Source organism: Microbacterium sp. G2-16M (assembly GCF_055809115.1).
Map to the genome: position 1 here is coordinate 1,806,643 of NZ_CM147897.1, position 14,670 is coordinate 1,821,312.

The window sequence follows — 14,670 nt, forward strand, 5'->3', positions numbered from 1 at the left end:
CGTACATACCAGCCCTCGATGGAGATGGAGCAACAATGGAGTCACAGCCGGCCCGTCCACGGATCCTCGTGCTGAGCGGCCCGAACCTCAACTACCTGGGTCGTCGGGAGTCGATCTACGGCACCACGACCCTGCCGGAGGTCGAGGAGCAGATGCACGAACTCGCCGCCGAGCTGGGTGTCGTGGTGGACTTCCGCCAGTCCAACCATGAGGGCGTCCTCATCGACTGGGCACAGGAGGCGATGGACGGCTTCGACGCGGTCATCCTCAATCCTGCCGGGCTCACTTCGACCTCCATCGCGCTGCGTGATGCGATGTCGATGCTCCCGGTCCCGGTCATCGAATGCCATCTGACCAACATCCACGCGCGCGAGCAGTGGCGGCACTACTCGTACTTCTCGACCATGGCGCGCACGATCATCATGGGCGCCGGCGTCAACTCGTATCTGCTCTCATTGCGGCAGGCCGCCGCGCTCGCGGTCGTGACAGGATCGTGACCTTCTCGCGGCGGCAATGCGTTGACGGCGCGGTTTGTACTACCTAGTTTGTTATCGGACGTTGTTCGCCTTGCGCTCGCGGAGTTCGCTCAGCGTCCACACCCGAAATATCCTTCCATCGGATACAACACAGTGAGGTGAATATGTCCCACCGGAACATGGGCCGTCTTGCGACGGTCGCCGCCGTCGTCACAGCCGCGGGTCTTGCACTCGTCGGCTGCGCCGCCCCCGGCAGCAGCAGCAGCAACAACAACAACAACGGCGACACGTCGGGCAACGACACGTCGCCGATCAAGATGGCCGTCGTCGACGCCCAGAGCGGGCAATCGAGTTCGCTCGGCGCCTGGGAATACAAGGGCGTCAAACTCGCGATCGACGAGGCCAACGCCGCAGGTGGCATCGACGGCCGCAAGATCGACCTGAAGGTCTATGACGACCAGGGCGACCCGACCACGGGCACCAACCTCGCCCGCAAGATCAGCTCCGACGGCAACATCTTCATGTTCGGCACCGCCGAGAGCGCCGTGACCCTCGCGATGTCTCCGATCCTCTCCTCCGAGGGAATCCCGAACATCACCTCGGGGACTTCGCCCGCCCTCCCCAAGCTGCACTCGACCATGCTGTTCCTGAACAGCCCGTCCAGCGCGGTGTTCGACAAGACGCTGGCCGACTACCTCAAGGGCGACAAGGGCTACACGAAGTTCGCGCTCATCTCGAACAACGGCGCATACGGTGCCGGCGAGCACGACGCGTTCCTCGAGGCGCTGGGCGACGTCAAGCCGGTCGCCGACCAGGTGGTCACCCCGACGCAGACCGACTTCAGCTCCGCGCTGACGAAGATCCGCGGCGCCAAGCCCGAGGTTCTGTTCATCGGCGCCGAAGAGGTCGAATCGGGCCTCATCGCGAAGCAGGCTCGTCAGCTCGGCATCGACGCGGTGTTCGCCGGCAGCTCCCCGATGAGCACGCCGCTGTACGTCGAGACGGCCGGCAAGGCCGCCGCGAAGGACTCGGTCGTGGCGACGCCCTACTTCGGCAATGACTACAACGACCAGACGAAGGCGTTCGCCGCGGCGTACAAGAAGGCCTACGGCGAGGATGCTGAACTGCACGGCGCCAAGGCCTACGACGGCGCCAACATCGTCATCCAGGCGCTGAAGGACTCCAAGGTCGCCACCGGCCAGAAGCTCGCCGACGCGATCCGCGCCGTCAAGTACACCGGCCTCGTGGGCGACTTCGAGTTCGACGCCGACGGCCTCGGTGTGCACGTGACCCACATCGGCCTCGTCGACGCCGATGGCAACCTCGTGCCCCAAGAAGGCAAGTGATCCGCATTCCGTGACGCGGTGCCGGCCCGGGCAGCCCCGGGCCGGCACCGCACACCCCCGAAAGGGCTTCCTCCATGCAAATCGTCGTGCAGACGCTCGTCGGCGGGCTCGGGATCGGTGCGATCTACGTGCTCGTCGCCCTGGGCTTCTCCCTCGTCTACCGCACCATGGGCCTGGTCAACTTCGCCCACGGTGACATCCTCATGATCGGCGCCTACATCTGCGCCACCCTGTTCATCTACTCGCACATGCCGTTCTGGCTCGCGATGATCACGGCGATCATCATCAACGCCGCGATGGGCATCGTGATCGAGCGCATCCTCCGACCGCTCGAGAACAAGGACTTCGACCTCATGCTGATCGGCACCATCGGCTTCGGCACGATGCTGCAGGCGGTCGCCATGATCATCTGGGGCACCGCCGGTCAGGCCGTGCCCAGCCCCGTCGGGGACGCACCGCTGAACTTCGGCGGCATCCTCGTCGACAAGTGGCGCGCCATCATCATCATCGTGGCCGGTATCGCAGCAGTGCTGCTGTGGCTGTTCCTCGAGAAGACGAAGACCGGCTCGGCCATGCAGGCCTCCGCGATGAACCACGAAGAGGCCACGGCCCTCGGCGTGAACGTCGGCCGCAGCAACGCGTTCGCGTTCGCGATCGGCTCGGCCCTGGCCGCCCTCGCCGGCGGACTCGCGGGTCCCGTGCTCTACATCGCGCCGACCTTCGGCTCGCAGCTGGGCATCATGGGCTTCGCCGGCGCCGTGCTCGGCGGCCTCGGCAGCATCAAGGGCGCCATCGTCGGCGGCCTGGCATTCGGCGTCATCTACTCGATCGCCAGCGGGCTGTTCCAGGGCTACGCCGACGTGGCTGCGTTCGTGGTCTTCACGATCATCGTCACGGTGCGGCCGACCGGTATCTTCGGAGAGAGGACGGTGAACCGCGCATGAACCGCTCCAGCGTCATCCGCTTCATCGGCGTCCCCGTCGCCGCCATCGTCGTCGCGATCATCCTGCCGTACCTGCTCACCAGCTACACGGTCCACGTCGCGAATGTGGCGATGATCTTCTGCCTGCTCGCGATCGGGCTGTTCCTCAGCATGGGCATCTCGGGACAGTTCGACCTGGCGCAGATCGCGTTCTTCGGCATGGGCGCCTATACCTCGGCGATCTGCACGACCCATTTCGGCTTCAACTTCTGGACCGGGGGCCTCGCGGGCATCATCGTATCGATCATCATGTCGCTGATCTTCGGCATCCCGGCGCTGCGCGTGCAATCGCACTATCTGGCGCTCGTGATGCTGGGACTGGCGATCGCCTTCACCTCGGCGATCATGAACTGGCCGCTCGCCGGATCGGCCTCGGGCCTCGGCGGGCTGCCGGCGGCATCATTCTTCGGCATCGACCTGAGCAGCGACTTCCTGTACTTCTACCTCGAAGCCGCGGTGCTGATCATCGCCACCGCCACCGGCGCATTCATCGTGCGCACCCAGCTCGGCCGCCGCCTGCGCGCCATGCGCGATGACCCCCTCGCGGCCGCGGCGATGGGCGTGAACGTGCCGGTTCTGCGCTTGGTCGCCTTCTCGTTCGGTGGCATCTTCGGAGGCGTCGCCGGCGCTCTGTACGCGGGGCTCATCCGATTCGTCTCCCCCGAGTCCTTCTCGCTGAGCCAGATGTTCCTCCTGCTCGCCATGGTGATCATCGGCGGTCGTTACTCGATCGGCGGCGTGATCGTGGGTGCGGTGGTCCTCGAAGTCGCCCGGGAGGCGTTCGCGAACTTCGCCACCTTCGCACAGCTGGGCTACGGCGCGCTGGTCGTGCTGGTCGTCGTGTTCGCCCCGACGGGTCTGGCCGGCCTGCCCAAGCGCATCTGGTCGCTGTTCCGCAAGAAGGGCGCTGGCGTCGCGTCGATCGGGGTCGGGGCCTACGTCGCCCGACACGATCAAGGCGCCGTACCCGACTTCGAGAAGGCTCCCGTCATGCTTCAGGCCCACGGGATCGTGAAGGATTTCAAGGGTCTGCGCGCACTCAACGGGGTCGACCTCACGGTGCACGAGGGCGAGATCCGCGGCATCGTCGGGCCGAACGGCTCGGGCAAGACGACGTTCTTCAACGTTCTCAGCGGCATCAATCAGCCGACTTCGGGCGCCATCACCCTGTTCGGCAAGCCGACCAAGGGACGCGGGGCATACGCGCTGTCCATGTCGGGACTCGCCCGCACGTTCCAGAACCTGCGACTGTTCAAGCTGCAGACCGTGCGCGAGAACGTGCTCGTGGGCCTTGACCGCACGAGAGTCGGCTGGAACTGGAATTACCTGCTCGGCCCGTTCCGCGTGTCGGGAGTGAACAGGCAGATGGTCCGTCAGGCCGATGAGATCCTCGAGCGGTACGGCCTGACCCCGTTCGCCGACGCACTGCCGGCCGAGCTCTCGTACGGCGCCCAGCGCCGCGTCGAGATCGCCCGGGCCATGGCCAGCAAGCCGAAGATGCTGCTGCTGGACGAGCCCGCCGCCGGCCTGAACGGCGATGAGACGAATCAGCTCAGCGCGATCGTGCGCGACGTGCGCGCCGACGGCGTGACGGTGCTCATCATCGAGCACAACATGGGTCTGATGATGTCGCTGTGCGACCGGGTCACGGTGCTCGCCTCGGGTGCGGTGATCGCCGACGGTCTGCCGGCCGATGTCGTGAAGGTGCCCGCCGTCATCGAGGCCTACCTCGGTGACGACGCGACGATAGACGAAGAGCTCGAAGAGGCGATCGAGGAAGCCGCCGCCGAGACCGAGGAGACGCGCCCATGACCACGCCCGATACCGAGCGCGAGACGTCGAAGCCCGTCACCGGCGCGACGCTCGACGTGCAAGACCTCTCCGTGCACTATGGCGGCGTCACGGCCGTGCGCGGCATCAGCTTCAGCGTGAAGCCGGGCCAGTCCGTCGGGATCATCGGCGCCAACGGCGCCGGCAAGACCTCGACGCTGAAGGCGGTGCTGGGCCTGGTCAAGCGCCGGGCGACGAGCCTCACCTTCGGTGACGTCGACCTCATGTCGGTGCCGGCACGCACCGTGATCCGCCACGGCATCGGGTACGTGCCCGAGGGGCGCCAGGTGTTCCCGGGGCTCACAGTCGAGAAGAACCTCATGATGGGCGGCTACATCCGGCGGTGGAATGCGTCGCTGAAGCCGCGCCTCGCCGAGGTCTACGAGATCTTCCCGGTGCTCGGTGAGATGAAGGGGCGCTTGGCGGGCGCTCTCTCGGGCGGCCAGCAGCAGATGCTCGCGATCGGGCGCGCCCTGATCCTGCAACCGCAGCTGCTCGTGCTCGACGAGCCATCGATGGGGCTTTCGCCGAGGCTTGTCGACGATGTCCTCAGCGTCGTGCGCCGACTCAACGACCAGGGCCTGGGCATTCTGCTCGTCGAGCAGAATGCGAAGCTCACGTTCGAGGCGACCCGGCACTGCTTCGTGATGGAGAACGGCGAGATCGTGATGGAGGGCGACTCCGACGATCTGCGCGACGATCCCCAGGTCCGCCGCATCTATCTGGGGATCTGATGGCGAGGATGCCACGGACGGGCCGAGGACCGCTCGAGCGAGGAGTGCGCACGTGACCACGATCGCTCATCCGTCGCCGGGGATGGCAGACGAGCGCGCGACCACGGTGCAGTCCTTCGTGCGGGGGTTGAGCGTGATCACGGCGTTCGATGCGATGCATTCCACGATGAGCATCGGCGAGATCGCCCGCCGCACGGGGCTCAACCGTGCGGCGACGGCAAGGTTCGTGCGCACGCTCGAGAGCCTCGGCTACGTGCGAGTGCGCGGACGCACGTATGAACTCACCGCGAAGGTGCTCGAACTCGGGTTCAGCTATCTGTCGGCGCTCTCCCTGCCCGAGATCGCCCAGCCGCACCTGGAAGCGCTCGGACGGGCCGTCAACGAATCCACATCGGCATCGGTCCTGGACGGCGCCGACGTCGTCTATGTCGCGCGCGTGCCCACCCAGCGGATCATGTCGCTGCACATCAGCATCGGCACGCGCTTCCCCGCGGCCATCACCGCGATGGGGCGCGTGCTGCTGGCGGCCCTGCCCGACGACGACGTCGACCTGATCATCGGCGACGGGCAACCCGCACCCCGCACGCCGTTCACGCTCGTCGGAGGCGCCCGCATCCGGGACGAGCTCGCGCTCGTGCGACGACAGGGTTACGCTCTCGCCGACCAGGAGCTCGAGCCCGGGCTCCGATCGGTGGCAGTGCCCATCACGCAGGGTGCCGAGGGGCCGACGGTGGCCGCGGTGAACGTGTCGACGACGAATTCGCGCCACTCCGTGGCATCCATCGTCTCAGAGCTGCTGCCGCCGCTGCGCGATACCGCCGCATCGATCAGCGCAGATCTGGGGGCCATGCGGCCGTTCGCGGCTCCTTCGCGGAACGCCGCACCCTGAGGGTCAGGCCCAGAAGGGCGCTCGATCGGCGAACCCTGTGCGAGCGATCGAGGCGATCATCCGCGCGTGCTCGGTGAGCAGGGGGACGATCGACGTGGCTCTGTCGAAGGTCCACCGCACGGCTGGTCCGGCGACGCTGAGCACTCCGATCGCCTCGGCTCCGGCCGTCGTGATGGGCACGGCGATGCCCGCGAGTCCGATCTCGAAGGTGCTGTCGGCCCACGCGTAGCCCGTCTCACGCACCCTGCGCAGTTCGGCACGCACACTCGCCTTCTCGGGGTGGACGAGGCCGAGGCGATCGCACTGCGCATCGATCTTCACCAGCGCAGCGTCGTCGTCGAGCGTCGAGAGCCAGGCCATCCCGCTCGCTGTGGTGGCCAGCACCGCCTCGCGCCCGGAGTCCGGGTCGTAGCGCAACCCGGCCTGCGCACCCTGGCGCTTGGCCACCCACACCAGCGTGTCGTCTTCGATGATGCTCAGGCGGGCCAGTTCGCTCGATTCTTCGGCGAGTCGTTGCAGCGTCGGGACGGCGAGTTCGACGAGCGGGATGTCGCGGAGATGCTGCAGGCCCATCGACACCATCTTCAGCGTCAGGGCATACGGATCGCCCGAATGCCGCTGGCTCACCCATCCGGCCTCACACAGATCCGTCAGCAGTCGATGCGCAGCACTCTTGGGCAGATCCAACCGGGCGGCGACCTCGCCGAGGCTCAAGCCGTCGGACCGGCCGACGAGCTCCTCGAGGATCGCAAGACCGCGGGAGAGATTCGCCGTGGCCATCAGGCCAGCTCGGCGAAGCTGGCGGCGCGGAACTTCGCGAGGTCGACGGCTTCACCGCTGTCGGCGGCGAAGCGCGCAGCCTCTACGACGGCAAGACTGAGCGATGCGTCCTCCGCCGTCACCAGAGGCACAGCGTCCCCCCGCACGACGTCGACGAAGTGCGCAAGCTGGTTCGTGTACGAGTCAGGCCCGGATGCCGGCAGGTACTGGCGGCTCATCGGCCGGTGCCAATCCGGTTCCGTCTCGGACGGGCTGTCGAACAGCGCGAGGTTCGGAAGCGAGAGCGCCCCGCGCTCACCCATGAGCTGAAAGGCAACGCCATCGGGATAGAACGGGAACTCGTCGGAGTCGCGCGTCGACTGATCCCAGCCCCACGGCGACGGTGCGGCGTCGGAGGCGAGGAAGCTGCCCACGGCACCGCTGGCGAACTCGATGTTGACGGCCACGGTGTCTTCGACGGCGAGACCCCGCGCGTGATTGCTCACGATGGCCTGGATCGCGCGCACCTCGCCGCACAGATGGCGCAGCAGGTCGAGATCGTGCACGAGGTTGATGAGCATCACCCCGGCGCCCTCCTCGCGGTGCCAGGGGTCGTCGAAGTATCCGTTGTGCTTGCGCGCCGCCCAGATGCCGTTCGCCGCCACGATGCGCCCGACCCGGCCCGCCTCGATGGCGGTTTTGGCCGCCACGACCGAGGGATGGTGCCGGCGATGGTGGCCGATCAGCAGTCGCGGATTGCTGCGGTTCGCCGCCACGAGGCGGATGGATTCGAGGTAGTCCACGGCGATCGGCTTCTCCAGCAGCACCGCGAGTCCGCGTTGCAGACAGTCCAGCGCCGTCTCTACATGCATCCGGTTGGGATTCGCGATGATCACCGCGTCCATCTCGGTGGCTGCCAGAAGTTCGTCGTGCGTGCGATACCAGGGCACGGCGTGCTCGGCGGCGACCACTCCCGAGTCCGGGTCGGCCACAGCGACCAGTTCGGTTGCGCGGTTCGCTGAGAGCAGCGCGGCATGACGCCGGCCCATCGTCCCGGCGCCGATCAGTCCGACTCGGATCCTCGCTGCGTCATCGTTCACATCCGTCTCCTTCGACAAGAAGACAGGCTATCCCAATTTGGAATGTTGTTCCAATAATTCTGCAGGGGCGGATCGGGACTCAATCACCGGCCAGCGCCTGCAGGGCCCGCGTCAGCTCTTCTTGCGTCGCGGTGCGCCCGCGTGTCGGTCGGCCGATGCCGTCCAGGAGGATCAGCCGCACGCCGTGGTCGTACTTCTTGTCGCGCTTCCACGCCTCCTGCAGCCGGTCGGCATCGATGTCGGCCACGGTCGGCAGTCCCAGGGCGTTCAGCAGTGCGCGGTGGGTCTCGACATCCGCCGCCGTCAGTCGGCCCTGCACGTGCGAGAGATGCGCAGCGGCCATCATGCCGATCGCGACGGGGGTGCCGTCGTCGCTGGCGTCCAGTTCCATCAGCCATTCGACCGCATGCGCGAACGTGTGCCCGTAGTTCAGGAACGCCCGCTCACCGGACTCCCGCTCGTCCCGGCAGACGATCGCCGCCTTGAACTCCTGGCTGTCGCACACCGCCTGGTACACGGCGAGCGGGTCGCGGGCGCGCAGCCGGGGTGCCAGCGACAGCAGCCGCTCCACGGCGGCGGCCGAGTCCAGGAGGGCGTGCTTGGCGATCTCGGCCAGGCCCGCGGCGTAGCCGCGCTGGTCCGCGCCCGCGGCGACGTTCGTGTCGGCCACGACGGCGATCGGCTGGTGGATGGTGCCGATGAGGTTGCGCCCCTGCGGCAGGCTGATCGCGTTCTTGCCGCCGATGGCCGAGTCGGCCTGGGCCACCAGCGTGGTGGGGATCAGCGCGAGCGGCATGCCCCGGTTGAAGAGGGAGGCCACCAGTCCGGCGACGTCGCACACGACCTCGCCGCCGATGCCGACGACGATGTCGTGGCGGTGGATGGCGTGGTCGGCCATCTGCTCGGCGATCCGCGAGATCGTCTCGAACGTCTTGCTCGCCTCGCGATCGTCGACGCGGACCGGGATCACGGTCCTGCCGGCGAACTGCCCGGCGATCGCCTCGGCGATCGGCGCGTCGCGCTCGGCGGTGATGAGCACGATGTTCTCGGCGGCGTCGGCTGCCGGGATGAGCTCCTGCGCGCGTTCGAGAAGGCCGCCGCCGGCGTGGGCGAAGTACGTACCACCGATCGTGGCGACGAGCCGACTCGAGGCATCCGCCAGGACCGGGGGCGGCACCATGAACCGGAGGATCTCGACGGCGACATCGTCGGCCCGCTTGCCCATCGTGTCGACGCGGACCGTCGCCAGCTCTTCGTACACCGGAAGCCGGCGGTCATAGATCTCGCGCACGCCGGCGGTCTGCAGCAGCGGGCGGAAGCTGTCGCCGTTGATGCGCTGCATCGCCTGTTCGTACGGCACATCGAGGTAGACGACGGTGTGGGATGCCAGCATCCGGCGGACCTCGGGGTCCAGGGCCGCCCCACCGCCCAGCGCGAGGACGGAGGTGGCGTCCTCGAGCAGTTCGGCCACGACCGCTCGCTCGATCTGACGGAAATACCGCTCCCCGTGCAGGTCGAACATCTCGCGGATCGACCGGCCCTCCCGGCGTTCGATCAGCACATCGCTGTCGACGAACGAGACGCCGAGCATGTCGGCCACGATGCGCCCGACCGTCGATTTGCCGGCACCCATGAACCCGATCAGGACAACCATAGAGGCGCATCTTCCATTGGGCGTATCTTCGTCAGTGGGGCCGCGGGCGGATCGCGCCCAGGCCTCCCGAGAACCGACTCCATGATAGGGGACGACGATGGCGATGACCGGCACCCCCCGGCCATGGTCGGCATCCCTGACATCGCTGCGGCCCCCGCGGATCCGGATCGGCGACAGCGGGTCCCACGCGCGTCCCGTTCTCCTGCACCAGGGGTTCATGATCGAGACCGAGCTGGTCTGGGACGGCATCCGGGCAGCCCTGCACGCCGCCGGACGGCCCAGTGCCACGCTCGAGGAGCATTACCTGCGGACGATCGATTCGGCCCATGCGCTCGGTCACGATCCGGACCTTCCGCTGGCGCAGTCCCTGGCCGCCGCCATCGATGCGCTGCACGTCGACGAGGTCGACCTGATGGCCGAGGGGTCCGGCGTCGAGCCCGCCCTGATCCTCGCCCTGAACGACGCGCGGGTCCGTCGACTGGTCCTCTGGCGGCCCGCCGAGATCTCGCTGGGCGACGACGACGCCCTGGCGGCCGGCGATGCCACTCCCCTCGCGATGACGGAGGCCGAGGTCAGCATCGGCGCTCTGTGCACGCACACGCACATCGACGCGCTGGCACCGGTCGCCGGTCTCCGGCTGACGCTGTCGTCGCTGCAGGTCCCCGTGCTGATCATCGATGACGGGTCCTCCGGCTCGGGAGCGCTGCTGGCCCGCCGCATCCCGGGCGCCTCCCGGGTGGAATCGGTGAGCGGGCGCAGCACCCTCGGGGACGAGCTGCTGATCAGACGTGCCCTCGCCTTCCTCACCGAGGGGGCGCCGAAGCCGGTTGCGGTGCGGCGTCGGTAGCCCGCGCCGTCACGCGCCGTCACCCGCCGTCACCCGCGCCCGCGATCACGGCACGGTGGGTAGAGTCTCCCCGACGAAAGGTGCCGAGCTGATGCCGACGATCCCCACCACGACCGCGGGCAGCCTGCCCCGCACGCAGGCGCTCATCGAGGCGAACCGCGCACGTGTGCTCGCCGACGACGGCTTCACCCTGACCTCCTCTCCGGAGTTCGACGAGCTCGTCGCCGCGGCGGTGGCGGATGTCGTGGCCCGCCAGCGCGCGGCCGGCATCACGCTCGTCGGCGACGGCGAGTTCGGCAAGGCCATGTCCAGCGCCGTGGACTACGGCGCGTGGTGGTCGTACTCGTTCCAGCGGGTGAACGGCCTCACCCTCACCGACGTCGACCCGCTCACCTCGGCGCCGGACGCGCGCGAGGTGCCGGGGCAGCGCGCGGTGCGCTCCGAGCCGGGGCGGATCCGCCTCACGTCCTTCGTCGACCGGCGCGACCGCCGGGCGTTCCCTGCCGTCTACCACGATGCCGAGGCGGTGCCGTCCGGACGCATCGCGACCGCGTTCCCGACCACGACGGGTCCGATCAGCTATCGCGGGCAGGATGCCGTGGCCGCCGACATCCGTCATCTGAAGGCCGCGCTCGCCCCCGGCGAGCAGGGCTTCCTCACCGCCATCTCGCCCGGCAGCGCCGCGCGCATCGTCGACTCGCACTACGCGAGCGAGCAGGAGCACATCGACGCCTGGGCGGATGCGCTGCGCGAGGAGTACCGGGCGATCGTGGACGCGGGGCTGGTCCTGCAGATCGACGATCCGTCCCTGGCCGAGAACTGGGACCAGATCAACCCCGAGCCGTCCGTCGCCGATTATCAGGCGTTCACGAAGATCCGGATCGACGCGTTGAACCGGGCGATCGCGGGGCTGCCGAAGGAGCAGGTGCGGCTGCACCTGTGCTGGGGCTCGTGGCACGGCCCGCACACCACCGACATCGAGCTGCGCCACCTGCTGCCGGTCGTGCTGCAGGCGAACGTGGGCTCGCTCTCGTTCGAGGCGGGCAATGTGCGACACGAGCACGAGTGGGCGGTGTGGAAGGATGCCGACGTCCCGGCCGACCTCGTCCTGGTGCCGGGCGTGGTCAGCCACGCGACGAACGTCGTCGAGCACCCCGACCTGGTCGCCGAGCGGATCGGCCGCTTCACCTCGATCGTGGGACCCGAGCGGGTGATCGCCTCGACCGACTGCGGCCTCGGCGGGCGGGTGCACCCCGACATCGCCTGGGCCAAGCTCGAATCCCTCGGCGAGGGCGCACGCCGCGCGGGCTGAGCCCGCCGCGCGGCCGCGGCGAGATCACGCCTCGGCGAAGACCTCCTGCGCGATCCGGAACGCGGTGTTGGCGGCCGGGACGCCGGAGTAGATCGCCGACTGCAGGATGACCTCGGTGATCTCGTCGACGGTCAGTCCGTTGCGCAGGCCCGCGCGCAGGTGCATGGCGAGCTCCTCGTGGTGACCGTGCGCGATCAGCGAGGTGATCACCGCGACCGATCGCGACCGCCGGTCCAATCCGGGCCGGGACCAGACATCCCCCCAGGCCACGCGCGTGATGAAGTCCTGGAAGTCCTCGGTCACCGCGGTGATCTTCGCGTTCGCACGGTCGACGTGCTCGTCCGAGAGCACGGCGCGGCGCACGGTCATCCCCTGGTCGAAGCGCTCCTGGTCGGTGCGGCGTTCGGTCGTCATGGTGTCTCCTTCGATCGGGGCGTTTCGTCTGGGTCGCTGCGCTCCCTCGCTCAACGAGCGGGAGGGACCGCTCAGCGGCCGGCGGCGAAGAATTCCGTGAGCAGCCGGATCACGGCCTGCGGGTCGTCCACCGGCGACAGGTGCGAGGCATCCGCGATCCCGGCGGCACGCCCGTGCTGCACTCCGTCGGCGATCTCGCGGGCCGAGCTCTCCGGGGTGACCAGATCGTGGTCGCCCCAGATCGCCAGCACCGGCGCGGCGATCCGGCCGAGTCGGTCGCGTGCGTCGAACGCGGCCAGCGCCTCGCAGCACAGCGCATAGCTGGTGTCGTCGGCCTCCTGCAGCACGTGCAGCAGCCGACCGGTCAGCTCGGGATGCCGGGCGATGGACCCGGGCGCGAACCACCGCTGCGCCGACCCGATGATCAGCGACGAGGTGCTCTGCGCGCGCACCTGGGCGGCGCGCTCGTGCCAGCTGTCGGCGGTGGCGATCTTCGCGCCCGAGCACAGGATCGCCGCCTGGGACACCAGCTCCGGATGCCGCAGCAGCAGCTCGAGCCCGACGGCTCCGCCCAGCGACACCCCGGCGTAGTCGATCCGATCCGCGCCGAAGCCGGCCGCGAGGGCGGCGACGGCATCCGCCAGCTCGGCGACAGTGAACGGGTCGACCGTGGCCGGCGATGCGCCGTGCCCGGGCAGATCCCACAGCGCGACGCGGTGCGACCCGGCCAGTGCGGGCACCACCTGCTCCCACATGATGGTCGAGGTGCCCAGCGACGGGCCGAGGATCAGCAGCGGCGCCTCGGCGGGGCCGATCGGCTCGGTGACGGCGAGGACGGGGACGGTCATGCGTTCTCCTCGGGGGCGATGGCGTCCTCGACCAGGCGGGCGGCCAGGCCCGTGTACGCGGACGGGTCGAGCAGTCGGTCGACGTCGATTCCGGATGCCTCGGGCAGCGCGCGCACCGCGGCAGCCAGGTCGCCCCCGCCGGCGGCGGCCTGCACGAGCGCGGCCACACGGTCCTTCCCGATCAGCGGGGTGAGCACGATCGACAGGCGCTCGGCGACGATCAGTCCGTGCGTGAGGGCGAGGTTGCGGGCCACCGCCTCGCCGTGGACCTGCAGCCCGGCCACCAGCTGTGCCGCGTGCGCGGTGGCACCCAGGGCGAGGCGGAGCAGCTCGCGCAGCGTGGGCCACTCGGCGTGCCACGCCCCGTCGGGCCGCTCGTCGACCGCCAGCGCGGCGGCGGTGTGCAGCGTCGCGGCCAGGTGCGGCGCCCGCAGCGCGGCCGAGCGGATCAGCACGGACTCGGCGGGGTTCTGCTTCTGCGGCATGGCCGACGAGCCGCCGCCGGCCGACTCGGACAGCTCGGCGATCTCGGTGCGGCTGAGGGTGGCCACGTCGGCCGCGATCACGCCGACCGCATCGATGGTCTGGACCAGCGCGTCGCCGAGTTCGGTCACCGGCCAGCGGGTGGTGTGCCACGGAGCCTCGGGCGCGGTCAGTCCCAGCTCGCGTGCGAACGCCGCGGGCAGGCGGGCTGCGGCGTCCGCCCCGCCGATCTCGGTGAACGCGGCGAGCGTGCCGGCGGCCCCGCCCAGCTGCGCGGGCAGTTCGAGCGCGTCGATGCGTCCCGCGGCGCGGCGCACGCCGCGCAGCCAGGTCGCCGCGCGCAGGCCGACCGTGGTCGGCACGGCGTGCTGGGTGAGGGTGCGGGCGGCGGCGGTCTGAACCCGTCCGGCGGCGGCCAGCGCGGCGAGTGCGGACTGCGCCTCGGCGAGCGCGGAGCCGATCTGGGCCACCGCGTCCCGCGCGATGAGCATCAGCGCGGTGTCGAGGATGTCCTGGCTGGTCGCCCCGCGGTGCACCCAGGTTCGGACCTCGGCCGGCACCCGGGCCTTCAGCTGCGGGACGAGCGGGATCACGGGGTTGCCGCCGGCGACGGATGCCGCGACCAGCGCGCCGATGTCAATCCCGGCGGTGTCGATTCGAGCGGTGTCGATCCCGGCGATCTCGATCCCGACGGTGTCGATTCCGGAGGTGTCGATCCCGGCGGTGTCGATCCCGCGAACGCCGGCGTCGTCCCCGGCGATCTCGATCCCGGCGCCGTGCCTGCCGGCCCCGGTCGCGCCGAAGGCCGCCGAGACGGCGTCGGCCGCGGCATCCGGTGCCGTGCCCACGCGCACCCACGCGCGGGTGAGCGCAACCTCGGCCGCGATGAGCGCGGCCAGGACCGCCGCGTCGGCGACGGCCGCGTCGTGGCCGACGGTCACGGGGGACAGCAGGTCGGCGCCGTCTCGTGCGGCGCCGTCTCGCTCAGGGACCTGG

Annotated in this window: 14 protein-coding genes; 8 read left to right on the forward strand and 6 right to left on the reverse strand. The window is 69.4% G+C overall.

Annotation, left to right across the window (positions count from 1 at the left end):
* The first annotated feature begins 35 nt into the window (after window positions 1-35).
* The 6 genes from AC0L6F_RS08540 (at window position 36) to AC0L6F_RS08565 (ending at window position 6,257) form a co-directional block, all read left to right on the forward strand.
* Complete coding sequence (locus AC0L6F_RS08540; RefSeq protein ID WP_473537516.1) at window positions 36-497, forward strand: type II 3-dehydroquinate dehydratase; 462 nt, start codon at window positions 36-38, stop codon at window positions 495-497.
* A 143-nt stretch (window positions 498-640) separates the two neighbouring features.
* The gene (locus AC0L6F_RS08545; RefSeq protein WP_473537517.1) at window positions 641-1,822 is read left to right on the forward strand and encodes an ABC transporter substrate-binding protein; all 1,182 of its coding nucleotides are present in this window, start codon (window positions 641-643) and stop codon (window positions 1,820-1,822) included.
* A gap of 74 nt (window positions 1,823-1,896) precedes the next feature.
* The gene (locus tag AC0L6F_RS08550; RefSeq protein WP_473537518.1) at window positions 1,897-2,766 is read left to right on the forward strand and encodes a branched-chain amino acid ABC transporter permease; all 870 of its coding nucleotides are present in this window, start codon (window positions 1,897-1,899) and stop codon (window positions 2,764-2,766) included.
* On the forward strand, window positions 2,763-4,616 hold the full coding sequence (locus AC0L6F_RS08555) for a branched-chain amino acid ABC transporter ATP-binding protein/permease (RefSeq protein WP_473537520.1): 1,854 nt from the start codon (window positions 2,763-2,765) through the stop codon (window positions 4,614-4,616). The genes AC0L6F_RS08550 and AC0L6F_RS08555 overlap by 4 nt, the downstream gene beginning before the upstream one ends.
* Window positions 4,613-5,368 (forward strand): ABC transporter ATP-binding protein, encoded by a 756-nt coding sequence (locus tag AC0L6F_RS08560; RefSeq protein ID WP_473537521.1) that lies wholly within the window; start codon window positions 4,613-4,615, stop codon window positions 5,366-5,368. Before AC0L6F_RS08555 ends, AC0L6F_RS08560 begins: the two co-directional genes overlap by 4 nt.
* 52 nt (window positions 5,369-5,420) lie before the next feature.
* On the forward strand, window positions 5,421-6,257 hold the full coding sequence (locus AC0L6F_RS08565) for an IclR family transcriptional regulator domain-containing protein (RefSeq protein ID WP_473537522.1): 837 nt from the start codon (window positions 5,421-5,423) through the stop codon (window positions 6,255-6,257).
* Window positions 6,258-6,260: 3 nt separating this feature from the next.
* On the opposite strand, the gene AC0L6F_RS08570 is transcribed toward AC0L6F_RS08565, so the two are convergent.
* The 3 genes from AC0L6F_RS08570 to AC0L6F_RS08580 all read right to left on the reverse strand — a co-directional run bounded on the left by AC0L6F_RS08570 (window position 6,261) and on the right by AC0L6F_RS08580 (window position 9,770).
* On the reverse strand, window positions 6,261-7,037 hold the full coding sequence (locus AC0L6F_RS08570; protein ID WP_473537523.1) for an IclR family transcriptional regulator: 777 nt from the start codon (window positions 7,035-7,037) through the stop codon (window positions 6,261-6,263).
* On the reverse strand, window positions 7,037-8,116 hold the full coding sequence (locus AC0L6F_RS08575) for a Gfo/Idh/MocA family protein (RefSeq protein WP_473537524.1): 1,080 nt from the start codon (window positions 8,114-8,116) through the stop codon (window positions 7,037-7,039). The genes AC0L6F_RS08570 and AC0L6F_RS08575 overlap by 1 nt, the downstream gene beginning before the upstream one ends.
* 79 nt (window positions 8,117-8,195) lie before the next feature.
* Window positions 8,196-9,770: a bifunctional shikimate kinase/3-dehydroquinate synthase gene (locus AC0L6F_RS08580; RefSeq protein ID WP_473537526.1), complete on the reverse strand. Its 1,575-nt coding sequence runs from the start codon at window positions 9,768-9,770 to the stop codon at window positions 8,196-8,198.
* Window positions 9,771-9,873: 103 nt separating this feature from the next.
* Here AC0L6F_RS08580 and AC0L6F_RS08585 point away from each other — a divergent pair, with 103 nt between their 5' ends.
* Both AC0L6F_RS08585 and AC0L6F_RS08590 read left to right on the forward strand, forming a co-directional pair.
* On the forward strand, window positions 9,874-10,617 hold the full coding sequence (locus tag AC0L6F_RS08585; protein WP_473537527.1) for a hypothetical protein: 744 nt from the start codon (window positions 9,874-9,876) through the stop codon (window positions 10,615-10,617).
* A gap of 91 nt (window positions 10,618-10,708) precedes the next feature.
* Complete coding sequence (locus AC0L6F_RS08590; protein ID WP_274636144.1) at window positions 10,709-11,929, forward strand: cobalamin-independent methionine synthase II family protein; 1,221 nt, start codon at window positions 10,709-10,711, stop codon at window positions 11,927-11,929.
* 24 nt (window positions 11,930-11,953) lie between these two features.
* On the opposite strand, the gene pcaC is transcribed toward AC0L6F_RS08590, so the two are convergent.
* The 3 genes from pcaC to AC0L6F_RS08605 all read right to left on the reverse strand — a co-directional run bounded on the left by pcaC (window position 11,954) and on the right by AC0L6F_RS08605 (window position 14,615).
* On the reverse strand, window positions 11,954-12,343 hold the full coding sequence (gene pcaC, locus AC0L6F_RS08595; protein ID WP_473537528.1) for a 4-carboxymuconolactone decarboxylase: 390 nt from the start codon (window positions 12,341-12,343) through the stop codon (window positions 11,954-11,956).
* 71 nt (window positions 12,344-12,414) lie between these two features.
* Window positions 12,415-13,191, reverse strand: coding sequence for an alpha/beta fold hydrolase (locus AC0L6F_RS08600; protein ID WP_473537530.1), 777 nt, complete (start codon window positions 13,189-13,191; stop codon window positions 12,415-12,417).
* Window positions 13,188-14,615, reverse strand: a complete 1,428-nt coding sequence (locus AC0L6F_RS08605) for a lyase family protein (RefSeq protein WP_473537532.1) — start codon at window positions 14,613-14,615, stop codon at window positions 13,188-13,190. The genes AC0L6F_RS08600 and AC0L6F_RS08605 overlap by 4 nt, the downstream gene beginning before the upstream one ends.
* Between the last annotated feature and the right edge of the window lie 55 nt (window positions 14,616-14,670).